This is a genomic window from Thalassobaculum sp., from assembly GCF_965223715.1.
GTDB lineage: Bacteria > Pseudomonadota > Alphaproteobacteria > Thalassobaculales > Thalassobaculaceae > Thalassobaculum.
In genome coordinates, this window is record NZ_OZ245012.1 from 3,683,890 (window position 1) to 3,706,267 (window position 22,378).

Below are 22,378 nucleotides of genomic sequence, written 5' to 3' on the forward strand. Positions count from 1 at the left end.
CCATGCCGAGGCCCCGAATGCTCCGTCCGTTCTACGACTGGACCCTCAGGGTCTCCGGCCACCGGCATGCGGAGCGTTGGCTCGCCCTCGTCTCCTTCGTGGAGAGTTCGATCTTCCCGATCCCGCCCGACGTCATGATGGTGCCGATGATCCTGGCCGACCGGTCGAAGGCCTGGCGGATCGCGCTGATCACCACCATCGCCTCGGTGCTGGGCGGCCTGCTGGGCTACGCCATCGGCAGCCTGTTCTTCGAGGCGATCGGCCAGCCGATCCTCGAACTCTACGGCAAGGCCGACAAGTTCGACGACTTCGCCGGCATGTATAACGACTGGGGCGCCTGGGTCGTGTTCGGCGCCGGGGTCACCCCCTTCCCCTACAAGGTGATCACCATCGCCAGCGGGGTCACGCGGCTCGATATTCTGGTCTTCATCATCGCCTCGGTGCTGGCCCGCGGCCTGCGGTTCTTCGCGGTGGCCGGCCTGCTGTGGTATTTCGGACCGCCGATCCGCCGGGTGCTGGAGAAGCATCTCGGGCTGATCACCACCGTCTTCTTCGTGCTCCTGCTGGGAGGGTTCGTGGCGATCAAATGGCTATTCTGATCCCGCTCTTCGTCGCCGGAGCCGCGACCGTCGCCCTGCTCGCCGCCCTGGTCTCCCAATACGGCTTCGACCTGCAGCCCTGCGTGCTCTGCATCTGGCAGCGCTGGCCCTATCTGGCCGCGATCGCGCTCGGTCTCGCGGCCTTCGTACTGCATCGCAACGCCACGCTCGCGCGGGTGCTGACCGGGCTCGCGATCCTGGCCGTCCTGGTGTCCGGCGGCATCGGCGGCTTTCATGTCGGCGTAGAGCAGGGCTGGTGGGAGGGCACGTCCGGCTGCGGCTCGACCTCCGGGGCCACCGACCTGAACGCCCTGCGCGCCCAGATCATGAACGCCCCCATCGTGCGCTGCGACGAGGTGGCGTTCTCGCTGTTCGGCATTTCGATGGCAGGATGGAACCTGCTCTATGCGCTGGGGGTTGCCGTCGTGGCGATCCGCGCCATGCTGATGAAGACGGAAGCCGGACCGGGAGCCTGAACGATGACCGAGACCGCCGCCAAGCAACGCACTACGGCCCGCCGCCTCCCGGGGGACCTGTCCAAGCGGGCGCAGATCGACCGCATCCTGCGGGTCGACCATGCCGGCGAGTTCGGCGCCCAGCGGATCTACCAGGGCCAGCTCGCCGTGCTCGGCCGCCGGCCCTGCGGCAAGACCATCCGCCACATGCAGCAGCAGGAGGAGAGGCACCTCGCCGCCTTCGAGAAGCTGATGGTCGAGCGCCGCGCCCGGCCGACCCTGCTGCATCCGTTCTGGAACATCGCCGGCTACGCCCTGGGGGCGGGTACCGCGCTGATGGGCGAGAAGGCCGCTATGGCCTGCACCATCGCGGTGGAAGAGGTGATCGACGACCACTACCGCCGCCAGTACGAGTCCCTGGGCGAGGACGAGGCGGAGCTGAAGCAGACGATCGAGACCTTCCGGGCCGAGGAGGCCGAGCATGCCGATATCGGCCGGGCCCATGGCGGCGAGGACACCGTCGGCTATCCGGTGATGCGGGCGGCGATCGCCGCCGGATCGCGCCTGGCGATCTGGCTGAGCGAGCGCGTCTGACACCCTGCCGCCCGCCCCATCTCACCGGCGCCTTATCCATGCGGAGCGCGCCCGTGCATGGTAGAAGCCGACGGCAAGGCCCGATCCGGGCCCTGTCCGTATCGAGCGTCGCCGTAACCCCATGCTGAAATCCCTCATCCGCAGCGATATCGGCCGCACCGTCCTGATCGCGGTGCTGCGCGCCTATATCCGCCTGCTGCTGGCGACCATCCGCATGGACCGTCACATCGATCCGGAGACCAAGGCGATCCTCGCCGACGGCGGACCCTTCCTGGCGGTGTTCTGGCATAACCGGCTGGGCCTGATCGCCAGTGCGTGGGAGGTCGGTCGGCCGCTGGCGATGGTCCATTCCTCCCATGGCGACGGCCGCATGCTGGGCGACGCCCTGTCCGATTTCATCACCGTGCCGATCGAGGGATCGACCCGGCGCAATCCCATGAACGCCATGCGCGGCATCCTGCGGGCGCTGAAGGACGGCTATCCGGTGGCGATCACCCCGGACGGCCCGCGCGGACCGCGCATGCGCTGCCAGCCCGGCGTGGTCGAGGCGGCGCGGCGGACCGGCCTCCCGGTCCTGCCCGTCGCCTGCAGCTCGCGCCCGCGCATCCAGGTCGGGTCCTGGGACCGGTTCCTGTTTCCGCTGCCCTTCACCAGGGGCGTGACGAAGATCGGCGCGCCGATCCGCATCGCCGAGGCGGACGACCGGGAGGAGGCCCGCCTGCGGGTGGAAGCGGCGCTGACGGCGGTGACCGACGCCGCCGACCGGCATCTCGGCCTGGAGCCGATCACGCCTGCCCCGCCCAAGCACGGCGGTCCGACATGATCCTGCCGCTGTACAAGGGCCTCGCGACCGCCCTCGGCCCGGCGATCGACGCCTATCTGGATCGCCGGGTGGCCCGCGGCAAGGAGGATCCCGCCCGCCTGGACGAGCGACGCGGGATTGCCGACCGGCCCCGGCCCGAGGGCCCGCTGGTCTGGCTGCATGCCGCCAGCGTCGGCGAGGCGGTCGGGCTGCTGACGCTGATCCGCGCCCTGCGCGACCGCCGGCCGGACCTCACCCTGCTGATGACCACCGGCACCACCACCTCGGCAGAGGCGATGGGCAAGCGCCTGCCCGCGGAGGTGATCCACCAGTTCGTGCCGGTCGACCGGCCGGCCTGGGTCGCCCGGTTTCTCGACCATTGGCGACCGGATCTGGGGATCTGGATGGAGTCGGACCTCTGGCCGACCCTGGTGACCGAGGCGGACGCCCGCGGCATCCCCCTGGCCATCGTCGACGGACGGCTGTCGGTCGGCGCCTTCCAGCGCTGGCGGCGCATGGGTTGGCTCGCCCGGCCCCTGTTCGACGCCTTCGACCTGGTGCTGGCGGCCAGTGAGGATCAGGCGCGCCGCTTCGCCGCCCTGGGCTGCGCCGACGTGCGTTATGCCGGAAACCTCAAGGCCGCCGGCGATCCGCCGGAAGTGGATGCCGCCCTGGCCGAGGACCTCCGCGCGAGCATCGGCGGCCGGCCCGTCTGGCTCGCCGCCAGCACCCATCCGGGGGAAGACGCGGTGGTGCTGGACGCCCATGCCCGGCTCGCGGCGACGCGGCCGGACCTGCTGACGATGATCGTGCCGCGCCATACCCGCCGGGGGGACGAGATCGCCGGTCTGGCCCAGGGACGCGGCCTGACCCTGGCGCGACGCTCCGCCGACGAACCGGTGACGCCGGAGACGGCGGTCTACCTGGCCGACACGATGGGCGAGATCGCCGGCTTCTACAGCGCCATTCCGGTGACCTTCCTGGCCGGCTCCCTGGTCCCGGTCGGCGGGCACAACCCGATCGAGCCGGCCCATTGCGGCACCGCCCTGGTCTTCGGCCCGCTGATCCCCAACAACCGGGACGCCGCCGACGCCCTGCTCGCCGCCGGCGGGGCGCGGGAGGTCCGGGACGCCACGAGCCTGGCCGAGACGGTGGGAAGCCTGCTGGACGACCCGGAGACCGCGGCCGACATGGCGGCGCGGGCCAGGGAGGTCGCCGCCGAAGGCCGCGCCGGGCTCGCCCGCATCCTCGACGCGCTGTCGTCCCTCCTCCCCGGAGCGACCGGGTGAAGGCCCCCGGCTTCTGGGCGACCGGCGGCTGGCCGGCTGCTGCCCTGACCCCGGCGAGCTGGCTCTGGCGCCTGGGGGCCGAGATCCGCCGGGCCACCACCACGCCCTACCGGCCGGGCGTGCCGCTGATCTGCATCGGCAATGCCACCGCGGGCGGGGCCGGCAAGACACCGACCGTGCTGGCCGTCGCCGGGGAACTGATCGCCCGCAGCAGGCGGGTCGGCCTGCTGTCCCGCGGGCATGGCGGCGCGTTGACGGGGCCGGTGCGGGTCGATCCGGCGGTGCATACCAGCGCCGATGTGGGCGACGAGCCGCTGCTGCTGGCCGCGGCCGCGCCGACGGTGATCGCCCGCGACCGGGCGGCCGGCGCCCGGCTTCTGGAGTCCGAGGGCGTGGAGGTCATCGTCATGGATGACGGCCTGCAGAATCCGTCCCTGGCGCCGACCCTCTCCCTGCTGGTGGTCGATGGCGGGGCGGGGATCGGCAATGGCCGCCTCATGCCGGCCGGCCCACTGCGCGAGCCCTGGGACCGGGCCCTGGAGAAATCAGCCGCGGTGGTCCTGATCGGCGAGGATCGAACGGGCATCGCCGACAAGGTCGGCGGCCGGCGCCCGGTTCTGCGCGGCGTCCTGGAGCCGGCCCCCTCGGCCCTCGACCTGCGCGACCGCAAGGTGCTGGGCTTCGCCGGCATCGGCCGCCCCGAGAAGTTCCGCGAGACCCTGACCGGCCTCGGTGCCGAGGTGATCGGCTTCCGAGCCTTCGACGACCATCACCCCTATCGTCCGCTGGAGGTGATGGAGCTGGTGGAGCGCGCGGTGGCTCAGGACGCCGTTCCGGTGACCACCGCGAAGGACGCGGTCCGCCTGCCGCCGCAGGCGCGGGCGATGGTGACGGTGGTGGCGGTGTCGCTGTCCTGGCAGGACCCGGCGGCGGTGACCGCCCTGCTGGATGACATCGCGCCGTAAACTACTGGCCCGGCATCGGCGGCACGACGAAGGCCGGATCGAGCCGCCGGTCGTACCAGTTCATCCGCCAGTCCAGATGCAGCCCGGTCGCCCGGCCGGTGGCGCCGACCGTGCCGATCACCGCCCCCTGCTTGATGTGCTCGCCCACCTTTGCCGCGACGGTGTCCAGATGGATGAAGGTGCTGGACAGCCCGTGGCCGTGATCGAGGATCAGGGTGCCGCCGGTGTAGTAGTGGTCCGTCGCCGCCAGGGTCACCAGTCCGTCGGCCGGCGCCACCACCGGCGTGCCCTTCGGTGCTGCGATGTCGATGCCGTAATGCGGCTGGCGCGGCTGGCCGTTCAGGATCCGCTGGCTACCGTAGACGCCGGAGATCCGGCCGGTGGCGGGCCAGATGAAGCCGGAGCGGAAGTCCGTCTCCGGCCTGTCCGTCGCCCGCGCCGCCTGGACCTCCTCCTGGTCGCGCTTGATCCGGTCCAGCACCTCCTGGGGCGGCGTCACCATGTTCTCCGGCAGCCCGTCGATCCGCTGGACCTGGAACTCCCGTGGCGCCACCTCCAGCGTCCGGGTCTCCACCGTCCCGTCCGGCGCGGTGATCACCAGGGTGGAGGCGGCCGGCGCGTCACGGTGGAAGCCGAAGACGAACACCCCGTCGCCATCCACCTGCACCGGGATCCCGTCGAGCACCAGCCTTGTGCCGGGCTCGGTCTGGCCGAAGACGATGCCGCCCTGGGTGAAAGCGCCGTTGAAGGAGGTCTCGGCCCGCGCCGCCACGGACAGCAGCACGAGGCAGGCAATCGCGAGCAGCCGGCGCATCAGAACAGGGTCTCCTGAGTCGGGGTGTCGGGCGCAGAGGCGGGGGCTGGCTTGGCCTTGGGCTTCGGCTTCGCACCGCCGCTCCCGCTGCCGATCACGGCGGACGTCTCGCCGTCGCGGAACCGCAGGGAGACGGTCTGGCCGGCGCTGGTCTCGGCGACAGCCTTCACGGGTGCTCCATTCTCGTCGCGCACGAGCGCAAAACCGCGTTCCAGCACCCGCTCGAAGGAATTGGCGTCCAGCAGCTTGCCGAGCGCGATCAACCGGTCCTCCTCGCTCTTCACCCGGCGGCCATAGGCCGAGCCGGCACCGCGCAGCAGCCGGGCGAGGTCCCGCTCGCCTTCGGCGATGGAGCGCTCGATCGGGCCGACCCGCAGCCCGCGCGCCACCGTGTCGAACCGACCCCGGGTGCGGGCCAGGATCTCCGCCGGCGACGGGATCGGCCGGTCGACCGCGTATTTCAGCCGGTCGAGCAGGGCGGTGATGCGGCTCTGCGACGTGCCGGAGGCATAATCCAGCCGCTGCTGCGCCTGCTCGATGCGCGCACCCGGGTCGCCGAGGCCACGGGCCAGACCGGACACGATCGTGCGCCCCTCGTTCAGGCGGCGGCTGACCGCCCCGGTCAGCCGGGCGGTGTCCTCGGCGATCCGGGCGATCAGGTCGGCGCGCACCGGCACGGCCATCTCGGCCGCCGCGGTCGGCGTCGGTGCCCGGCGGTCGCTGGCGAAGTCGATCAGAGTCGTGTCGGTCTCGTGGCCGACCGCGGAAATCAACGGAATCTCCGAGGCGGCGGCGGCGCGCACCACCTCCTCCTCGTTGAACGCCCAGAGATCCTCCAGGCTGCCGCCGCCGCGCGCGACGATCAGCAGGTCCGGCCGCGGCATCGGGCCGCCCTGCGCCGGCAGGCTGTTGAAGCCGCGGATGGCGCGGGACACCTGGTCCTTCGCGCCCTCGCCCTGGACCAGCACCGGCCAGACGATGACATGCACCGGGAACCGATCGGTCAGCCGGTGCAGGATGTCGCGGATCACCGCTCCGGTCGGCGAGGTGACGACGCCGATCACGGTCGGCAGGAACGGGATCGGCCGCTTGCGGTCGGCATCGAACAGCCCTTCGGCCGCCAGCCGCTTGCGCCGGTCCTCCAGCAGCTTGAGCAGCGCGCCCTCGCCCGCCAGCTCCATCTGCTCGATGACCATCTGGTACTTGGAGCGGCCGGGATAGGTGGTCAGCTTGCCGGTGGCGATGACCTCCATCCCGTCCTCGGGCTGGATCGACAGGCGCTGCGCCGCCCCGCGCCAGCACACCGCGTCGAGGACCGCGTTCTCATCCTTCAGAGTCAGATAGACGTGGCCCGATCCGGCGCGCATGGGCCGCGAGACCTCGCCGCGCACCCGCACCCGCTCGAAGCTGGATTCCACGGTGCGCTTCACCGCCAGGCTGATCTCGCCGACGGAGAACTCCGGAAGGTTGCCGGCCGAGTCCGGGCCTGAAGGGGGGGCTGCGTCTTCCATGAGTCTCCGTAACACCGATCGACCGCCGCCGTCACCGCCGACGATTTCAGGGCCAGCCGTTCATTCCCGCATCATTCTCAAGGACATCACAACCAATGGAAGATCAAATGAACAGCGCCATCATCCGACACGTCATGAACGGCGACTTCCGGGCCGCCGGCGCACTGGCCAAGCAGAACGGCCTGCCGGTCCATGCCGAACTCTCCCGGACCGCGGACTTCCTCTCCGCCACCGCCTGGCTGGCCGAGGCGTCGCCCGAGACCCTCATCCGCCGCGAGGCCGACAAGGTCCTGGCCGCGGTCGCGGCGATCTCGCCCCGCTGGGTGGAGAATGCGCAGCCGCGTCCCCTGGTTCCCGAGTTGGTGCCTCGCACCAAGGCCGCGTTCGACCGGTTGATGGTGCGGGCGCTCGACGACCGGGGCTACTACCACCCGCTCGACCTGCCCGGCATGGACGGCCCTCCCCCGCCACGACGCAGCAACGCACCCGATGCCACCGGCGCCTATCATCGGGCCGAATGGGACCTCGCCCGCCCGCTCCTGGAGCGAGCGTGCGGCGGCAGCCTGCAGGATCGGGTGATCGTCGATGCGGGCTGCGCCGACGGATTCTTCGCGCTGAACCTCGCCAGAACAGGCGCCCGGGTGCTCGCCCTGGATATCGCGGTGACCATGGTCCTGCGCACGGCGACCTTCGCCGCCATGGGCGACCTGCAGGACCGGATCACGGTCCAGCTCGGCCCGGCACAGGAACTGCCGGGGATCCTCGCCCGTCTGCGCCTCGGCGACCCGCGCTTTGACCGGGTGGACGCGATCTGCGCCCTGGGGCTGATCTATCATTTCGACGCGCTGGTTCCCGCGCTGGAGGCGCTGACAGGGCTGGGGGCGCCGATCCTGTTCGAGCTGCATGCCTGCCCGCCGGAGGACGAGGCCGCCGTCGATCCGGCGCGGCACCGCAACCCGGAGCCGGTCTCCCTGCCCTGGCTCATCCACTGGCTGGACGGCGCGGGTTTCGACACGGTGGCGGAGCCGGCCTGGCGGGTCACGGCCGACCGGCTGGCGGCCCGACCGACGCTCCTGCGCCAGGAGATGCTGCTGGCCGTGCCGAAGCGGTCACGATGAAGTGGCATGGCCCGGCGGCTCGGCGTATGGTCCGCGCCTGCCGCCGGGGCCGCGCCGGCGGCGGGACGACGGATCGGACTTGGAGAAGCCTGACATGCGCATTCTGGTCGTGGGTTCCGGCGGGCGCGAGCACGCCCTGTGCTGGGCCATTGCCGCCTCGCCCCTGGTGACGAAGCTGTTCTGCGCCCCGGGCAATGCCGGCATCGCCCGCGAGGCGGAATGCGTGCCGATCTCCGTCGACGACCACGACGCGCTGGTGGCGATCTGCCAGGAGAACGCCATCGACTTCGTCGTCGTCGGCCCCGAAGCGCCACTGGTCGCCGGGCTGGTCGACAGGCTGGATGCCGCCGGGATCAAATCCTTCGGCCCGACCGCCGCGGCCGCCGTGCTGGAAGGCTCCAAGGCCTTCACCAAGGATTTCTGCGCCCGCCACAACATCCCCACCGCCGCCTATGGCCGCTTCACCGACGCCGAGGCCGCCAAGGCCTATATCCGCCAGCAGGGCGCGCCCATCGTGGTCAAGGCCGACGGGCTCGCCGCCGGCAAGGGCGTGATCATGGCCGAGACGCTGGACCAGGCGCTTGAGGCGGTGGACGCGATCATGGCCGACCGGACCTTCGGCGAGGCCGGGGCCGAGATCGTTGTGGAAGAATGGATGATCGGCGAGGAGGCCAGCTTCTTCGCGCTGACCGACGGCAAGGCGATCCTGCCGCTGGCCGGCGCCCAGGACCATAAGCGGGTCGGTGACGGCGATACCGGCCCGAACACCGGCGGTATGGGCGCCTATTCCCCGGCCCCGGTGGTCGACGACGCCATGGCCGCGCGGATCGTGAAGGAAATCATCGAGCCCACCGTCGCCGGCATGGCGGCGGAGGGCCGGACCTTCCGCGGCGTGCTGTTCGCCGGGCTGATGATCACCGACGCCGGACCCAAGCTGATCGAGTACAACGTCCGCTTCGGCGATCCGGAATGCCAGGCGCTGATGCTGCGGCTGAAGGGCGACTTCCTGTCCGCCCTGATCGCCACCGCGGACGGGCAGATCGGCCACTTCCACCTGCGCTGGCACGAGGAGACCGCGCTCTGCGTGGTCATGGCCGCCAACGGCTATCCGGGGTCCTACGAGAAGAACACGGTCATCGCCGGCACCGAGGCGGTCGAGAATGACGACGTGGTGGTGTTCCACGCCGGTACGGCCCGGGGCGAGGACGGCAGCCTGCTTGCCACCGGCGGCCGGGTGCTGGGCGTCACCGCCATCGGCAAGGACGCGGCCGAGGCCCGGGCACGGGCCTATGCGGCGGTGGACGGGATCGACTGGCCGGGCGGATTCTGCCGACGCGACATCGCCTGGCGGGCGCTGAAGGCCTGACGACGTTCAGGCGCTCTTCCGCGCCTCGGCCACGAAGGAGCGCGGCGTCCGGCCGGTGACCGCGCGGAAGGCATGGGCGAAGGCGCTCGGCGTCTCGAAACCCACGTCATAGGCCACGGCCGTGATCGCCCGTCCCTCGCACAGCCGTTCGACCGCCACCAGGATCCGGGACTGGCGCCGCAGGTCGCGGAACGTCATGCCGGTCTGCGCCCGGATCGCCCGGATCAGGCTGCGCTCGGAGAAGCCCAGGCGCTTCGCCCATTGCGCCAGCGTGACCTGGCTCGCCGGCTCGGTGTTGAGATGGGTCACCAGGGTCGCGATGCGCGGATCGGCCGGTGCCGGCAGGCGCAGCGGCGGCAGTCCAGCCCCCGCCATCTCGTGCAACAGGATATAGAGCAGCGCCGGACGCACTCCCGCGTCGGTCCCTTCGGCGAGCCGGACGAGCACTTCGCGCAACAGCGGCGATACGGCGACCATCCGCACCTCCGGGAGCGCCACCGGACAGGCCGGGCTCAGATAGGCGGTGCGCATGCCCACCTCTCCGTCGCAGCGGATCTCGTGTTCCATCCCCGCCGGGATCCACAGGGCCCGGCCGAGCGGCAGGAACCAGATCCCGCCATCCGCCACCACCCGCATGGCGCCGGAGATGGCGTGGATAAGCTGATGGGCGGGATGGGTGTGCGGCTCGATCGCAGTACCGGAGCCATAGGTCAGCGCGAAGCCGACCACGTCGGGCCGGCCGGCGTCCGGCATCTCGGGATCTGGCATCTCCGGATCTGGCATCTGAGGATCAGTATCGGACATATTATCGACAGACAGTAGGAGAGGCCCGCGGCAGGCTGCAACACCCACTCCCGCCGAGGCCGCCATGTCCCGCATCGAGCTGTCGCTCTTCGTCAACGCCGCGCATTTCCTGACCCATTACGCGCTGCTGATCCTTCCGACCGCGGCCCTGGCCATCGCTCCCGCCTGGGGGATGAGCTTCGCCGACGTGATGCTGACCGGTTCGCCGCTCTATGCCGCCTTCGCGCTCGGAACCCTGCCGGCCGGCTGGCTGGGGGACCGGCTCGACCGGTTGGCCCTGATCGCGGTCTTCTACCTCGGCATCGGCGCCGCCGGTGTCGGGATCTCCCTGACGGACGGCCCGACCGGCCTCGCCATCGGTCTCGGCGCGCTGGGCCTGTTCGCCGCGATCTACCACCCCGTCGGCCTCGCCCTGCTCGCCGAAGGCGGCACCCGGGCAGGACGGGCCCTCGCGGTCAACGGCGTGTTCGGCAATCTCGGCCTGGCGGGGGCGGCCGCGGCGACGGGCGTGCTGGCGCAGGCCTGGGGATGGCAGGCCGCCTTCGCCGTTCCCGGCGGGGCCTCGCTGCTGCTCGGCGGGCTGCTCCTGGCGCGGGCCGGCCTGCGCGGCGACCGCCGGCACACGGCACGGACGGTCGCCGCGCAGGGCCCTGTCGACAGGTCGCAGGAGAAGTCGGTCTTCGCCGTGGTCTGCGTCTCGGCCCTGCTGGGCGGGCTGATCTTCAACCTGGTCACCATCGCCCCGCCGAAATTCCTGGACGAGCGTCTGGCCCGGGACGGCACCGATCTCGCCTGGATCGGCCTGTCCACCGGGCTGGTCTTCGCGGTGGCGGCGGTCGCGCAGCTCCCGGTGGGCGAACTGCTGGACAGGATCGGCGCGCGCCCGGTCCTGAGCGCCCTGCTCGCCGCCCAGGCCGTCCTGTTCCTCGCCCTGTCCCAGGCGACCGGATGGGCGGCCCTGGCCCTGGCGCTGCTCGCGGTGACCTGCCTGTTCGCGGAGATCCCGATCACCACCTGGCTGCTGGGCCGGCATCTGGCACCGGCTATCCGGTCCCGGGCCATCTCGGTGGAATACACGCTGTCCCTGGGCGTCGGCTCGGTCGCCGCCCCGCTGCTCGCCCTGCTGCACGGCGCCGGGATCGGCTTCTCCATGCAGTTCGTCGGGCTGGCATTGTGCGCCGGTGTCGTGCTCGTTGCCGCGCGCCGGCTTCCTGCTCCCGCCTAGCCTAACCGTCCCGCTTCGGCATCAGCTCCTTCTTCAGCGCACCCCAGTCCCAGCCGACCACCCGGGAGCGGTGCAACCCCTCCGGCAGGTTGGTGTGCGCCGTCGATCCGGCGACCAGCACACCGACGAGGTTCAGGTTCGCGCGTTTGGCGAACTTCACCTCCTCGTTCACGTTCCGGCTCACCCCCGACATCGGCGTCACCAGAACCAGGGCGACGGTGGCGGCGCGCATGCGCTCGGTGACCACAACCTCCTTGTGGCGGGGATCTAAATCTTCACGTTTTGATGCGCCCGTCACCTGCACCGGCCAGTTCTGCTCCGCCATCTCGTGCAGAAACTTGCGGGCAGTCAGCCTTTCGCGGGCCAGATCGAAGATCACGTGTATCCGGGTAACGTCTTCAGCCATCGCCTAGTGCAACTTTTCCGAAAAATACCGCCAAAATCCCCGACGGGCATTAAGGTTTAGTTAGGGATTTCTGTGTCTCATGTCGCCAGCCCGTCAAGCTTAGCGGACGAGAGACAGATGCATCGAGCTGACGCACACCTTCTCGATGGGACGACGGACGCGTCCGCGCCGAACCAGAATGCGGCCGACAAGGGCGCGCGCCTGCTTGAGGCCGTCGACAACACGCTTGTGTACGCGTTCCAGCCGATCGTCAACATCGATACCGGCATCGCCTTCGGATACGAGGCCCTGCTGCGGGGCGTCGACCAGGCCGGATACGCCTCGATCGCCGAGTTCTTCGACACCGCCTATCAGTGCGGCGTGCTGGAGGAGGTCGAGCGTCGGCTGCAGCGCAAGGCGGTGGATTCCTTCGTCAAGCTGCCGAGCCGCACCGCGATCCTGTTCCTGAACGTCGACGCCCGGCTGCTGGCCTCTGGCGGGCGCACGATCATCGACGGCATGGCCGCCGCCATCGCCGCCAGCGGGCTGAGCGCCGACCGGTTCTGCCTGGAGCTCCCGGAAACCCAGGACATCGTCGCCGGCGACGACGCCCTGCCCGTCATGCACCAGATCTCCGGGGCCGGCGTGCGGCTGGCGCTGGACGATTTCGGCCAGGGCTATTCCCGCCTGCGCCTGCTGCACGAGCTGCAGCCGAACTTCGTGAAGATCGACCGCTACTTCGTCAACGGCGTCTCGGCCGATCCGAAGCGGCGCCTGTTCCTGTCCCGGCTGGTCGACATCATGCATGTCTTCGGCATCGCCATGGTGGCGGAAGGGGTTGAGACCGAGGCGGATTTCCGCACCTGCAAGGATCTCGGCTTCGACTACGTCCAGGGCTACCTGATCCAGAAGCCGACCACCGATCTCGACCACATCCTGTCGCTCTACCCGATCGTCGCGGGCATCAACGCCCGCGAGCGGCGCAACCGCTCCACCGACAAGTCGCGCCTGCAGGGCCATCTGGAGATGCTGCCGACCATGTCGATCGACCTGCCCATGGTCGAGGTCTTCGACATGTTCCGCCAGCACCGGGACCTGAGCGTCATTCCGGTGGTGGACCAGGCCGGCGTGCCGGTCGGCGTGGTCGGGGATACCGACCTGAAGGCCTATGCCTATTCCCCGTTCGGCCGCGACCTCATCGCCAACAAGGCCTATGGCCGGTCCCTGCGCGACCTGGTGCGCTCCTGCCCGACCGCCAGCGTCGACATGCCGATCGAGAAGATCCTGGAGATCTTCGCCCACCGCTCCGATGCGCCGGGCATCCTGATGGTCGAGCGCGGCCGCTATGCCGGGTTCATGAGCTCCACCGCCCTGCTCAAGGTACTGCATGAGAAGACGGTGGCCGCCGCCCGCGACCAGAACCCGCTGACGCGGCTGCCCGGCAACCTGTCGATCGGCGACTGGGTCAGTGACGCGCTCGAGGATCTGGAGACCAGTGTCGTGCTGGCCTATTTCGACTTCGACAGCTTCAAGCCGTTCAACGACACCTACGGCTTCCGCAACGGCGACCGGGCGATCCAGCTCTTCGCCGAGCTACTGCAGAAGCATGCCGCCGACCATGACGCCTTCATCGGCCATATCGGCGGCGACGACTTCTTCGCCGGCTTCCGCTGCGAGGATCCCGACCAGGTGACCGAGCAGGTGGCCGGGCTGATCAAGCGCTTCGCCCATGACGTGGAGAGCTTCTACGACGCCGAGACGCGGGAGCGGGGCTTCCTGGAAATGCGCGGCCGCGACGGCAAGTTGAACCGCTACGGCCTGCTCACCGTCAGCGCCGGGCTGCTGAACCTGCGGGCCGGGCGCGACGAGGTGCCGATCGACACGGTGATGGATGCGATCGCCCGCCTGAAGAAGGAAGCCAAGCAGGCAGTCAGCGGGATGGCGGTCAGCCGGCTGGGCTGACGCCGTCCCGGTCAGCGGATCAGCGACGGGATCTTCAGGATCTTGAACGGCCCGACGGCGAGGCGGCCGTCCTGCAGGGTCAGCGGCGCCTGCACGGACGGGGAGCCGCCGTCGCTGCCGGTACGCGAGAAGGCGGCCGTCGCCAGCCGCAGCAGGGCCGCCACGTCCTCCGCCAGCAGGCCGCGATCCACCGCCCGGTCGATCATCGCCGGTAACCCCCGCATCTCGGCCGAGGCCGCCCCCTCCGGCCGCATCATGCCGTCCAGGGTGAAGGTGCCGTCGGCCGTCAGGTCCAGCGGCCGCCAGTTCAGCCCCAGATGCTCCACATCGATCACCCCGCCCGCATCCCGCCACAGGGCGAGCGACGGCGGGTCGAGGGAGATCGGCAGGGGGCCGCGCACACTCGCCCGGATGCGCCCGTCGGCCGGCCCCTCGAAGGGCAGGTTCGGGGTCAGGATATCGGTCGGCTCCAGCGCGTCGGCCGAGACGAAGAACTGCAGGGTCGCCGGTATGTCGCCGCCATCCTGACGGGGCGGCGTCGGGTCGGCCTCCACCTGCAGCCGGTCCGCCCGGGCGATCACCTGACGTTCCCGGTCGATGGCGACCGCGTGCCGCAGGTCGAGGGTCAGGTGATCGAGTTCGCCCGGCGCGAAGCGGATCGCCCCGGCGGCGTCGGACGCCGTCAGGCCGACGGTCAGCGACGGTGCCTGCCAGGCGCCAGTCACCGGCCCGGGACTGTCCAGATGCAGGGTGAACGGCTCCCACGGCCGGGCGGAGATCACCAGCGTGTCGGTCGCCGTCATCAGCTCCCGCTGGCCGTCGGTGCGGCCCCAGATCACGTCCACATAGGTGAAGCGGATCGTCAGCGGGAAGCCGTCGAGCACCCGGTCGCCATGGGTCAGCCGGTCGCCGACGGAGCGGCGGTAGTCCATCCAGCCGTCGATCGAGGCGCGGAGCTGGATCGAGAGCAGGACCCAGCCGATGCTCCAGGCGATGGCCGCGAAGGCGAGCGCCGCGAAGGCGATCATCACCCAGAACCGCCGCCGGCTCGGGCGCGGGGACGGCGGGCCGCTCGGAGAGGGGGGATCGACGGGGTCGCTTGCGGTGGTCATTGCCTGCGCCTAGGTGCTTGGACGAGAAGAATAGGGATCGGAACGGCGACGGGGAAGAGATGTGGATGCGCGTAGCATGACCGCCAGTGGTGACGGTACCGGCTCCGGCGACATATGGGTGTTCGGCTACGGCTCGCTGATGTGGCGGCCGGGATTCGAGCATATCGACCGGGCCGACGCGCTGCTGCGCGGCTACCGGCGCCGGCTCTGCGTCGTCTCGCGCCACCACCGGGGCACGGCGGCCCGCCCGGGCCTGGTGATGGGCCTCGACCGGGGCGGAGCCTGCCGGGGCGTGGCCTACCGGGTGCCGGAAGCGGCCGTGCCGGAGACCCTGGCCTATCTCGACGAGCGCGAGATCGCCCATTATCCGGTGTATCGCCGCAGCCTGGTCACGGTCGACCTGAAGACCGGCGGACGGCAGCGGGCGGTGACATACACGGTGGACCGGCGCGAGGCGGACTATGCCGGGGCGCTGAGTGTGGAGCAGCAGGCCGCCATCGTCGCCGGCGCCCACGGCCTGTCCGGCCCGAATCCGGACTACCTGCGCCAGACCGTGGCCCATGTGCACGCGATGGGCCTGCGCGACCGGTCCCTGGAAGCGGTGCTCGCCGCCCTGGCCACGCCGTCAGAGACCTGGGAAGAGCTGGCGCGCCGTACCCTCGGTCTCTAGCGCCGGGCGGCGAAGAAGTCCTTCAGCAACTGAGACGCCGCCGTCTCCTCCACCCCGCCGACCACCTCGGGCCGGTGGTGGCAGGTCGGCTGGGTGAAGATCCGGGGACCGTGCTCGACGCCGCCGCCCTTGGGATCGTAGGCGCCGAAGATCAGCCGGCGGATGCGGGCATGGGCGATCGCCTGGGCGCACATCGCGCAGGGCTCCAGGGTCACCACCAGATCGCACTCGACCAGCCGGGGGGAGCCGAGCACCTGCGCCGCCGCCCGCAGCGCCAGGATCTCCGCGTGGCCGGCCGGGTCGGGCGGGCTCTCCACCCGGTTATGGGCGCGGGCGATCACCTGGCCCGTGCGGTCGAGCACCACGGCGCCGACGGGCACCTCGCCGGCCGCGGCGGCGAGCCGGGCCTGCTCCAGGGCGATGGCCATCGGTGGGGTCGGTCGGTCCATGCGATTTGCATAGGGGCAGGCGCGCCGGGTGTCCATCGCCGCCGCGCATGCAGCAACATTGCGATCCGCCGCCGCGCGCGGTACACGCAGGGGGATGAACGCACCCCGCAAATCCGCCGACAGATCCACCGACCGGCCGTCCAGCCGTCCCGGCAAGCCGGCGCCGCGCCCAGTCGCCGAGTTGGAGGCCCTGTTCGAGGACTCCCGCGGCGCCGAACGGATCGCAAAGCGCCTGGCCCGCGCCGGGCTGTGCTCGCGCCGGGATGCCGAGCGCTGGATCGCCGACGGCCGGGTCGCGGTCGACGGCAGGCTGCTGGACAGCCCGGCGGTCACGGTCACCGACGAGAGCGAGATTGTGGTCGACGGCAAGCCGCTGCCGAAGATCGAGCCGCCGCGCCTGTGGCGCTACCACAAGGACCGCGGCACGGTGACCACCGCCCGCGATCCCGAAGGCCGCAAGACCGTGTTCGACGCCCTGCCGCCGGACATGCCGCGGGTGATCACCGTCGGCCGCCTCGACCTGGACAGCGAGGGGCTGCTGCTGCTGACCAATGACGGCGCCCTGGCGCGCTATCTGGAGCTGCCGTCCACCGGCTGGACAAGGCGCTACCGGGTTCGGGTGTTCGGACCGCTGGACGAGAAGGCGCTGGACGGGCTGAAGCGCGGCGTCACCATCGACGGGGTCGCCTACGGCTCGATCGACGTGACCATCGACAAGGCCTCGCGGACCAATTCCTGGCTGACCGTCGGCATCAAGGAAGGCAAGAACCGCGAGATCCGGCGGGTGATGGAGCATCTGGGCCTGAGCGTCAGCCGGCTGCTGCGGATCTCCTACGGACCGTTCCAGCTCGGCGACATCCCGCCGGGCGGGGTCGAGGAAGTGAAGACCCGGGTGCTGAAGGGCCAGCTCGGCCTGGATACCGGCGACGAGACCGGGCGCGCCAAGGCCAAGCCGAAACGCACCGGCACCAAGCCGCCGGGAGCGAAACCGGCATCGGCCGCCGCCAAGTCGGATCAGGCTAAGCGGGGCCCGGGAAAACATGGCCAGGGTAAGCCTGCAGCCGCCAAGCCCGGCCCCTCACGCAACAAGGATTCAAGCCGTGCGGATCATCGCCGGAAAACACCGCGGAACTAACCTGCTCTCGCCGGAAGGCCTGGACACCCGTCCGACCCCGCAGCGGGTGCGCGAGGCGGTGTTCAGCATGCTGGAGAGCGGCCGGTTCGGCACGATCCTGCGCGACCGGGTGGTGCTCGACCTGTTCGCCGGCACCGGCGCGATGGGGCTGGAGGCGCTGTCGCGGGGGGCCGAGCGGGTGGTGCTGGTCGACAACCATCCGACCGCGCTGGACGCCCTGCGGGCCAATGTGGAGAAGCTGCGGGCCGGTGCCCGGGCGCAGGTGCGCTCCGGCGACGCCTCGCGCTGGCACGAGCGGGCCCAGGTCGCCTGCGGCGTGATCTTCATGGACCCGCCCTATGGCAGCGAGGCCTGGGTGCCGGCGCTGGCGGCGGCGGCGAAGACCGGCTGGATCGGCGACGATACGGTGGTGGTGATCGAAACCGACCGGCGCGAGCGCACCGAGATCCCGGACGGGTTCGAGGTGCTGGACGAACGCAGCTACGGCCGCGCGCGGATCCTGATGCTGGGCAAGGCGTCGGCGGACGGGGACACCCACGAAGACGGGCCAGCCTGATCCCTATCTTTTCTCGTCTTCCCGGCCCTGCGCCGGGACCGAGGCCGACGCTCGCCGGAGCCTCTCAGAACACGCCGACCGCTCCAGCCGTCCCAGTCCTGGATCCCGGCGGAAGGCCGGGAAGACAGTCAGGAGAAGGGCGAGACATCAATCCCCCCACTCCCCTACCGTCATCCTGACGCACGTCAGGATCTGCGGTGCACCGGCGTCCGTGGATTGGTCCTGAATTGAATTCAGGACGACGGGTACGTCCCTCAGAACCGGATCTGCACCTTCATCGCCTGCCTGCGGTCCGCCGCCGTCCGGAACGCCGTCATCGCGTCCTCGATCGGGAAGCTGTGGCTGAGCAGGGGACCCGTATCGATCCGGCCCGACCCGAGCAGCGCCACCGCCGTCGGAAACTCCCGGGCGAAGCGGAACGAACTCTTCAGGGTCAGTTCCTTCACCATCACGTAGTCCGCCGCGATCGTGATCTTCGGATCGGCATAGGTCCCGACCTGAACCAGCACCCCGCCGGGGGCCAGCGCCTCAAGGCAGGCGCGCTGGGCGTGCGGATTGCCCGAGCACTCGAACGCCACGTCGAACCGCCCGCGCGGATGGGCCAGGTCGGCCAGCCCGTCCGGCGACCTCGCCACATTCACCGCCCGGGTCGCCCCGAGCGCCTCGGCGGCCTTCAGCGGCTCGTCCATCACGTCGGTGATCACGGTCTCCACCGCCCCGCCCAGACGGGCAACCACCAGACACAGGGCGCCGATAGGACCCGCCCCCGTCACCAGCACCCGGCGACCGAGCATCGGGCCGGCATGGCCTGCGGCGTGCAGGCAAACCGACAGCGGCTCGGCCAGGGCGGCGACCCCCGGATCGGTCCCCGCCGGCACCGTCACGCATTGCCGCGCCTGGGTGGCGAAGGTCTCGGCGAACAGGCCCTGGGCATGGGGGAACCGGCGCGACGAGCCGAGGAACAGCATGTCGGCGCAGAGGTTCTCCCGGCCCGTGCGGCAGAAGGGACAGGTGCCGCAGGGATGGCTCGGGTTGATCGCCACCGGGTCGCCGACCGCCAGGCCTTCCACACCGGGGCCGACCTCCGCGATCCGCCCCGCCGCCTCGTGGCCGAGCACGAAGGGTTCGCGCACCGGGAAGTCGCCCATGCGGGCATGGTGGAAGTAATGCAGGTCGGAGCCGCAGATGCCGCCCGCCTCGACCCGGACCCGGACCTCGCCCGTGGCCAGGGGGCGCTCGTCCCGGGGCTCGACCCGCAGGTCCTCGATGCCGTGCAGGACGGTCGCGCGCATCGGGGCCCCTCCTACTCGGCCGCCTGGCTCTTGGTTTCCAGATCGGCGTGCTCGCGCTCGAACCTCCACACATCCTCGAAGCCCATGGCCTTGGAGAAGGTCATGAAATCGGCGATCGGCACCTCCAGCTCGGTGGAGGCGCCGGTGCGCTTCAGGGTGGAGTAGACCGAGTTCAGGGCATGCCCCACCGCCAGGAAGCCGGCCGCAGGATAGATCGCGAGCTGGTAGCCGATCTCGGCATACTGCTCGGCGGTCAGCACCGGCGTCTTGCCGCCTTCCACCACATTGACCAGCAGCGGCAGGTCGAAGCGCTTGCCGATGATCTCCATCTCTTCCACGGATTCCGGCGCCTCCACGAACAGGATGTCGGCCCCGGCCTTGGCGAAGGCCTCGGCCCGGCGCAGCGCCTCGTCCAGCCCGTGGGCGGTGCGGGCGTCGGTGCGGGCGATGATGAGAAAGTCGGAACTGTCCCGCGCCTCGGCCGCGACCTTGATCTTGGCCGCCGCCTGGTCGATCGGGATGACCTTGCGGTTCGGCGTGTGGCCGCATTTCTTGGGGAATTCCTGGTCCTCAAGCTGGATCGCCGCCGCCCCGGCCCGCTCGTAGCCCTTCACGGTGTGGTCGACATTGAGAAGCCCGCCATAGCCGGTGTCGCCGTCGCAGATCAACGGCGCCTTCGACAGCTCCGAGAGGGTGCGCACCCGCTCCACCATGTCGCGGTAGGAGGCGAGCCCGGCGTCGGGCAGGCCCAGATGCGAGGCGACCGTGCCGTAGCCGGTCATGTACAGCGCGTCGAAGCCCATGGCATCGGCCAGCCGCACCGACACGCCGTCGAACACGCCGGGTGCCGTGAGAAGCTTGCCCTTCTGGAACTTGCTCTTGAGGGTGGCCATTTCCGTTCATCCTCCCGTGGATCCTGTTTGCCGGGAGGGTACGCCGAGGCGGGCGGCGATCAAAGGGGCGGAAACGCAGGGGGGCGGAAACGCGGGTTGGGTTTGGGGGAAGGTGCTCCCCCCTCCCTCTTCCATTCCCCGGATTTATTCCGGGGCGAGGCCCGGGGCAGGCGCGGAGGTCATCCAGAAAGCCCCAGACTCCGCTTGGCCCGGCGGCTCACCCCGGAATAAATCCGGGGAGTGAGGAAGGAGAAATACGGAAAGCTCCCTTCAGAAATCCGTCGTGCGGCCCTTGTGCTCCCAGTCGCCGAAGCGGGTCGGTTCCGGGCCGTTGTAGCCGCCGCGCTCGGGCGGCAGGTCCTTGGCGGCGGCGCGGGGATCGAGCTGGGCCGGAACGGCCACCTCCTCGCCCGGCGCGGGGACGCGCCTGGCGCGGGCGGAGGGCGCCGGCGCCTCCTTCGTCTGCGGGACGGAGATCTGACGGAACTGGGGCTGCTTCGGCTCGTTCATGACCAGCGATATAGGGCGTTGCGCGCCGTTCCGCCAGATCTTGAAGGGGCACCGCGGCCCCCACACATGCAGTCGGGTTTCACGGGTATCGGCACAGGAGAGCACCGGCATGGTTCGGGTCAGCCTGATGATCGCCGCGCTGACGGCGCTGTTCATGGGTGTGGGCTATCTGCTCGGCGGCAGCGGCGGCATGATCATCGCGCTGGTCCTGGCCGGCGGAATGAACCTGTTCGCCTACTGGAACTCCGACAAGATAGTGCTCCGCATGCACGGTGCGCGGCAGATCGGGCGGGCGGAACTGCCCTGGTTCCACGACATGATCGGCCAGCTCGCCCAGCGCGCCGACCTGCCGATGCCGAAGGTCTACCTGATCGACCAGGACCAGCCCAACGCCTTCGCCACCGGCCGCGATCCGGAGAACGCCGCCGTCGCCGCCACCACCGGGCTGCTGCGCACCCTCTCCCACGAGGAGATCGCCGGGGTGATGGCCCATGAGCTGGCCCATGTGAAGAACCGCGACACCCTGATCATGACCATCACCGCCACCATCGCCGGTGCCATCTCCATGCTGGCGAACATGGCGATGTGGAGTTCGTTCTTCGGCGGCAACCGCAACAACCCGATGGGCATCATCGGCGTGCTGGCGATGACCATCCTCGCCCCGCTGGCCGCGACCCTGGTGCAGATGGCGATCAGCCGGGTTCGGGAATACGACGCCGACCGGATCGGCGCGGAAATCTGCGGCCGGCCGCTCTGGCTCGCCTCGGCGCTGCAGAAGCTGGAGGACGGGGCGCGGCGGATCGACAACCACGCCGCCGAGAACAACCCGGCGACGGCGCATATGTTCATCGTCAATCCGCTGCACGCCCATGCCCTGGACGGCCTGTTCGCCACCCACCCGCCGATGCGCGAACGCATCGCCCGGTTGATGGCCATGGCCGGGCAGGACCTGCCCCAGCGGGGGCCGTGGGGGTAGGTCACCGCCCACGCATCAGCCTCGTCATCCTGAACTCGATTCAGGATCAACGCCCCGTCGGCGCCGGATGCTTGGTCCTGACTTGCGTCAGGACGACGACTGAATTTCAGGCCTTCCCGAGGAACCCGAGGACCGCCTCGTCGAACAGGTTCGGCTGCTCGATATTCGCCAGATGCGCCGCTTCGGGCAGGATCTCCAGTTTCGAGCCCTCGATGCGCTTATGGATCTCGCGGGCGGCGTCCGGGGTGGTGCCGGGGTCGTCGGCGCCGACGACGACCAGGGTCGGGGCGGTGATGGCCTGGATGGTGTCGCGCTGGTCCATCGACTGGATCGCCCGGCAGCAGCCGACGAAGCCCGCCACCGGCGTGTTCAGGATCATCTCGCGCACCTTGTCGACGGCGCCGGGGTCGCGTTTCTGGAACGGCTCGGTGAACCAGCGCATGATCGTGGCGTCGACCACCCCGGCCATGCCCTCGACCTGGGCGGTGTCGATCCGGCCCTCCCACAGCTCCGCCGGGCCCATGTAGCAGGCGGTGTCGCAGAGCACGAGCCGGTCGACCCGACCGGGATGCAGGGTGGCCAGCCGCTGGCCGACCATGCCGCCCTTGGACAGGCCGCAGAAATCCGTCTTGTCGATGCCGAGATGGTCGAGCAGGCCGACCGCGTCGTCGACCAGGGTCTCGATGCTGTAGGCGCCCTCCGGGGCCGACGACTTGCCGTGACCGCGGCTGTCGTAGCGGATCACCTTGTAGAGCTTGCGGAACGCCGGCATCTGCGGATCCCACATGTGCAGGGTGGAGGCCAGCGAGTTGGAGAACAGGATGGGCGGCCCGTCCTCCTGGCCGGAAATCTCGTAGTGCAGATCGATGCCGTTGATCTTGGCGTGCGGCATGGCG

The 22,378-nt window shown here is 70.4% G+C and carries 24 protein-coding genes; 14 read left to right on the forward strand and 10 right to left on the reverse strand.

From position 1 onward, the window contains the following. Positions 1–17: 17 nt before the first annotated feature. The 6 genes from ACOQOP_RS16960 (at position 18) to lpxK (ending at position 4,704) form a co-directional block, all read left to right on the forward strand. Positions 18–599: a YqaA family protein gene (locus tag ACOQOP_RS16960; protein ID WP_420562991.1), complete on the forward strand. Its 582-nt coding sequence runs from the start codon at positions 18–20 to the stop codon at positions 597–599. Beyond that, on the forward strand, positions 587–1,075 hold the full coding sequence (locus tag ACOQOP_RS16965; protein ID WP_420562992.1) for a disulfide bond formation protein B: 489 nt from the start codon (positions 587–589) through the stop codon (positions 1,073–1,075). Before ACOQOP_RS16960 ends, ACOQOP_RS16965 begins: the two co-directional genes overlap by 13 nt. Before the next feature lie 3 nt (positions 1,076–1,078). Continuing rightward, a complete protein-coding gene (locus ACOQOP_RS16970; RefSeq protein ID WP_420562993.1) occupies positions 1,079–1,648 on the forward strand; it encodes a demethoxyubiquinone hydroxylase family protein in 570 nt (189 codons plus the stop codon). A 121-nt stretch (positions 1,649–1,769) separates the two neighbouring features. Then, on the forward strand, positions 1,770–2,471 hold the full coding sequence (locus ACOQOP_RS16975) for a lysophospholipid acyltransferase family protein (RefSeq protein ID WP_420562994.1): 702 nt from the start codon (positions 1,770–1,772) through the stop codon (positions 2,469–2,471). Next, positions 2,468–3,739 carry a 3-deoxy-D-manno-octulosonic acid transferase gene (locus ACOQOP_RS16980; RefSeq protein WP_420562995.1) on the forward strand — a complete coding sequence of 424 codons (1,272 nt, stop codon included), beginning with the start codon at positions 2,468–2,470 and terminating at the stop codon, positions 3,737–3,739. The genes ACOQOP_RS16975 and ACOQOP_RS16980 overlap by 4 nt, the downstream gene beginning before the upstream one ends. Then, positions 3,736–4,704: a tetraacyldisaccharide 4'-kinase gene (gene lpxK, locus ACOQOP_RS16985; protein WP_420562996.1), complete on the forward strand. Its 969-nt coding sequence runs from the start codon at positions 3,736–3,738 to the stop codon at positions 4,702–4,704. The genes ACOQOP_RS16980 and lpxK overlap by 4 nt, the downstream gene beginning before the upstream one ends. Before the next feature lies 1 nt (position 4,705). Here the strand turns inward: lpxK and ACOQOP_RS16990 are convergent, their stop codons facing one another. Together ACOQOP_RS16990 and xseA are read right to left on the reverse strand one after the other, a co-directional pair. Then, positions 4,706–5,518 carry a M23 family metallopeptidase gene (locus ACOQOP_RS16990; protein WP_420562997.1) on the reverse strand — a complete coding sequence of 271 codons (813 nt, stop codon included), beginning with the start codon at positions 5,516–5,518 and terminating at the stop codon, positions 4,706–4,708. Beyond that, entirely contained in the window at positions 5,518–7,029 is a 1,512-nt protein-coding gene (gene xseA, locus ACOQOP_RS16995) for an exodeoxyribonuclease VII large subunit (RefSeq protein ID WP_420562998.1), read from the reverse strand. Before xseA ends, ACOQOP_RS16990 begins: the two co-directional genes overlap by 1 nt. Before the next feature lie 107 nt (positions 7,030–7,136). Between xseA and ACOQOP_RS17000 the strand changes: the two genes are divergently transcribed. Both ACOQOP_RS17000 and purD read left to right on the forward strand, forming a co-directional pair. Next, positions 7,137–8,147, forward strand: coding sequence for a class I SAM-dependent methyltransferase (locus ACOQOP_RS17000; protein WP_420562999.1), 1,011 nt, complete (start codon positions 7,137–7,139; stop codon positions 8,145–8,147). Positions 8,148–8,241: 94 nt separating this feature from the next. After that, positions 8,242–9,513: a phosphoribosylamine--glycine ligase gene (purD, locus tag ACOQOP_RS17005; protein ID WP_420563000.1), complete on the forward strand. Its 1,272-nt coding sequence runs from the start codon at positions 8,242–8,244 to the stop codon at positions 9,511–9,513. A 6-nt stretch (positions 9,514–9,519) separates the two neighbouring features. On the opposite strand, the gene ACOQOP_RS17010 is transcribed toward purD, so the two are convergent. Then, positions 9,520–10,281: an AraC family transcriptional regulator gene (locus ACOQOP_RS17010; RefSeq protein WP_420563001.1), complete on the reverse strand. Its 762-nt coding sequence runs from the start codon at positions 10,279–10,281 to the stop codon at positions 9,520–9,522. 100 nt (positions 10,282–10,381) lie between these two features. Between ACOQOP_RS17010 and ACOQOP_RS17015 the strand changes: the two genes are divergently transcribed. Next, entirely contained in the window at positions 10,382–11,542 is a 1,161-nt protein-coding gene (locus ACOQOP_RS17015) for an MFS transporter (protein WP_420563002.1), read from the forward strand. 1 nt (position 11,543) lies between these two features. On the opposite strand, the gene ACOQOP_RS17020 is transcribed toward ACOQOP_RS17015, so the two are convergent. Continuing rightward, positions 11,544–11,948, reverse strand: coding sequence for a hypothetical protein (locus ACOQOP_RS17020; RefSeq protein ID WP_420563003.1), 405 nt, complete (start codon positions 11,946–11,948; stop codon positions 11,544–11,546). A gap of 117 nt (positions 11,949–12,065) precedes the next feature. On the opposite strand from ACOQOP_RS17020, the gene ACOQOP_RS17025 reads away from it, so the two are divergent. Next, positions 12,066–13,889 carry an EAL domain-containing protein gene (locus tag ACOQOP_RS17025; protein ID WP_420563004.1) on the forward strand — a complete coding sequence of 608 codons (1,824 nt, stop codon included), beginning with the start codon at positions 12,066–12,068 and terminating at the stop codon, positions 13,887–13,889. Between the two features lie 11 nt (positions 13,890–13,900). Here ACOQOP_RS17025 and ACOQOP_RS17030 read toward each other — a convergent pair whose 3' ends face one another. Beyond that, the gene (locus ACOQOP_RS17030; protein ID WP_420563005.1) at positions 13,901–15,001 is read right to left on the reverse strand and encodes a DUF2125 domain-containing protein; all 1,101 of its coding nucleotides are present in this window, start codon (positions 14,999–15,001) and stop codon (positions 13,901–13,903) included. Positions 15,002–15,077: 76 nt separating this feature from the next. Here ACOQOP_RS17030 and ACOQOP_RS17035 point away from each other — a divergent pair, with 76 nt between their 5' ends. Continuing rightward, positions 15,078–15,671, forward strand: coding sequence for a gamma-glutamylcyclotransferase (locus ACOQOP_RS17035; protein ID WP_420563006.1), 594 nt, complete (start codon positions 15,078–15,080; stop codon positions 15,669–15,671). Here the strand turns inward: ACOQOP_RS17035 and ACOQOP_RS17040 are convergent. Continuing rightward, positions 15,668–16,120, reverse strand: coding sequence for a nucleoside deaminase (locus tag ACOQOP_RS17040; protein WP_420563007.1), 453 nt, complete (start codon positions 16,118–16,120; stop codon positions 15,668–15,670). The genes ACOQOP_RS17035 and ACOQOP_RS17040 overlap by 4 nt on opposite strands. A 94-nt stretch (positions 16,121–16,214) precedes the next feature. On the opposite strand from ACOQOP_RS17040, the gene ACOQOP_RS17045 reads away from it, so the two are divergent. Both ACOQOP_RS17045 and rsmD read left to right on the forward strand, forming a co-directional pair. Next, positions 16,215–17,255: a pseudouridine synthase gene (locus tag ACOQOP_RS17045; protein WP_420563008.1), complete on the forward strand. Its 1,041-nt coding sequence runs from the start codon at positions 16,215–16,217 to the stop codon at positions 17,253–17,255. Then, the gene (gene rsmD / locus ACOQOP_RS17050; protein ID WP_420563009.1) at positions 17,221–17,811 is read left to right on the forward strand and encodes a 16S rRNA (guanine(966)-N(2))-methyltransferase RsmD; all 591 of its coding nucleotides are present in this window, start codon (positions 17,221–17,223) and stop codon (positions 17,809–17,811) included. The genes ACOQOP_RS17045 and rsmD overlap by 35 nt, the downstream gene beginning before the upstream one ends. Positions 17,812–18,065: 254 nt before the next feature. Here the strand turns inward: rsmD and ACOQOP_RS17055 are convergent, their stop codons facing one another. From ACOQOP_RS17055 to ACOQOP_RS17065, 3 genes are all read right to left on the reverse strand, one after another. Beyond that, positions 18,066–19,103: an L-idonate 5-dehydrogenase gene (locus tag ACOQOP_RS17055; RefSeq protein WP_420563010.1), complete on the reverse strand. Its 1,038-nt coding sequence runs from the start codon at positions 19,101–19,103 to the stop codon at positions 18,066–18,068. Between the two features lie 11 nt (positions 19,104–19,114). Beyond that, on the reverse strand, positions 19,115–19,996 hold the full coding sequence (locus ACOQOP_RS17060; protein ID WP_420563011.1) for an isocitrate lyase/PEP mutase family protein: 882 nt from the start codon (positions 19,994–19,996) through the stop codon (positions 19,115–19,117). Positions 19,997–20,266: 270 nt separating this feature from the next. Beyond that, entirely contained in the window at positions 20,267–20,506 is a 240-nt protein-coding gene (locus ACOQOP_RS17065; protein WP_420563012.1) for a DUF1674 domain-containing protein, read from the reverse strand. 109 nt (positions 20,507–20,615) lie between these two features. Here ACOQOP_RS17065 and htpX point away from each other — a divergent pair, with 109 nt between their 5' ends. After that, on the forward strand, positions 20,616–21,482 hold the full coding sequence (gene htpX / locus ACOQOP_RS17070; protein WP_420563013.1) for a zinc metalloprotease HtpX: 867 nt from the start codon (positions 20,616–20,618) through the stop codon (positions 21,480–21,482). 106 nt (positions 21,483–21,588) lie between these two features. On the opposite strand, the gene pcaD is transcribed toward htpX, so the two are convergent. Next, complete coding sequence (gene pcaD, locus ACOQOP_RS17075) at positions 21,589–22,374, reverse strand: 3-oxoadipate enol-lactonase (protein ID WP_420563014.1); 786 nt, start codon at positions 22,372–22,374, stop codon at positions 21,589–21,591. Positions 22,375–22,378 lie beyond the last annotated feature (4 nt).

What these genes read in the sequence shown, in the direction of transcription:
- ACOQOP_RS16980 (WP_420562995.1), top strand. Translation starts at nt 2,468, where the DNA reads ATGATCCTGCCGCTGTACAAGGGCCTCGCGACCGCCCTCGGCCCGGCG.
- purD (WP_420563000.1), top strand. Translation starts at nt 8,242, where the DNA reads ATGCGCATTCTGGTCGTGGGTTCCGGCGGGCGCGAGCACGCCCTGTGC.
- ACOQOP_RS17020 (WP_420563003.1), bottom strand. Translation starts at nt 11,948, where the DNA reads ATGGCTGAAGACGTTACCCGGATACACGTGATCTTCGATCTGGCCCGC.
- ACOQOP_RS17000 (WP_420562999.1), top strand. Translation starts at nt 7,137, where the DNA reads ATGAACAGCGCCATCATCCGACACGTCATGAACGGCGACTTCCGGGCC.
- ACOQOP_RS16965 (WP_420562992.1), top strand. Translation starts at nt 587, where the DNA reads ATGGCTATTCTGATCCCGCTCTTCGTCGCCGGAGCCGCGACCGTCGCC.
- ACOQOP_RS17025 (WP_420563004.1), top strand. Translation starts at nt 12,066, where the DNA reads ATGCATCGAGCTGACGCACACCTTCTCGATGGGACGACGGACGCGTCC.
- xseA (WP_420562998.1), bottom strand. Translation starts at nt 7,029, where the DNA reads ATGGAAGACGCAGCCCCCCCTTCAGGCCCGGACTCGGCCGGCAACCTT.
- ACOQOP_RS17065 (WP_420563012.1), bottom strand. Translation starts at nt 20,506, where the DNA reads ATGAACGAGCCGAAGCAGCCCCAGTTCCGTCAGATCTCCGTCCCGCAG.
- ACOQOP_RS16990 (WP_420562997.1), bottom strand. Translation starts at nt 5,518, where the DNA reads ATGCGCCGGCTGCTCGCGATTGCCTGCCTCGTGCTGCTGTCCGTGGCG.
- ACOQOP_RS16975 (WP_420562994.1), top strand. Translation starts at nt 1,770, where the DNA reads ATGCTGAAATCCCTCATCCGCAGCGATATCGGCCGCACCGTCCTGATC.
- ACOQOP_RS16960 (WP_420562991.1), top strand. Translation starts at nt 18, where the DNA reads ATGCTCCGTCCGTTCTACGACTGGACCCTCAGGGTCTCCGGCCACCGG.
- ACOQOP_RS17045 (WP_420563008.1), top strand. Translation starts at nt 16,215, where the DNA reads ATGAACGCACCCCGCAAATCCGCCGACAGATCCACCGACCGGCCGTCC.
- ACOQOP_RS17035 (WP_420563006.1), top strand. Translation starts at nt 15,078, where the DNA reads ATGACCGCCAGTGGTGACGGTACCGGCTCCGGCGACATATGGGTGTTC.
- htpX (WP_420563013.1), top strand. Translation starts at nt 20,616, where the DNA reads ATGGTTCGGGTCAGCCTGATGATCGCCGCGCTGACGGCGCTGTTCATG.
- ACOQOP_RS17040 (WP_420563007.1), bottom strand. Translation starts at nt 16,120, where the DNA reads ATGGACCGACCGACCCCACCGATGGCCATCGCCCTGGAGCAGGCCCGG.
- ACOQOP_RS17015 (WP_420563002.1), top strand. Translation starts at nt 10,382, where the DNA reads ATGTCCCGCATCGAGCTGTCGCTCTTCGTCAACGCCGCGCATTTCCTG.
- ACOQOP_RS17055 (WP_420563010.1), bottom strand. Translation starts at nt 19,103, where the DNA reads ATGCGCGCGACCGTCCTGCACGGCATCGAGGACCTGCGGGTCGAGCCC.
- ACOQOP_RS17030 (WP_420563005.1), bottom strand. Translation starts at nt 15,001, where the DNA reads ATGACCACCGCAAGCGACCCCGTCGATCCCCCCTCTCCGAGCGGCCCG.
- ACOQOP_RS17010 (WP_420563001.1), bottom strand. Translation starts at nt 10,281, where the DNA reads ATGCCAGATCCCGAGATGCCGGACGCCGGCCGGCCCGACGTGGTCGGC.
- pcaD (WP_420563014.1), bottom strand. Translation starts at nt 22,374, where the DNA reads ATGCCGCACGCCAAGATCAACGGCATCGATCTGCACTACGAGATTTCC.
- ACOQOP_RS16970 (WP_420562993.1), top strand. Translation starts at nt 1,079, where the DNA reads ATGACCGAGACCGCCGCCAAGCAACGCACTACGGCCCGCCGCCTCCCG.
- ACOQOP_RS17060 (WP_420563011.1), bottom strand. Translation starts at nt 19,996, where the DNA reads ATGGCCACCCTCAAGAGCAAGTTCCAGAAGGGCAAGCTTCTCACGGCA.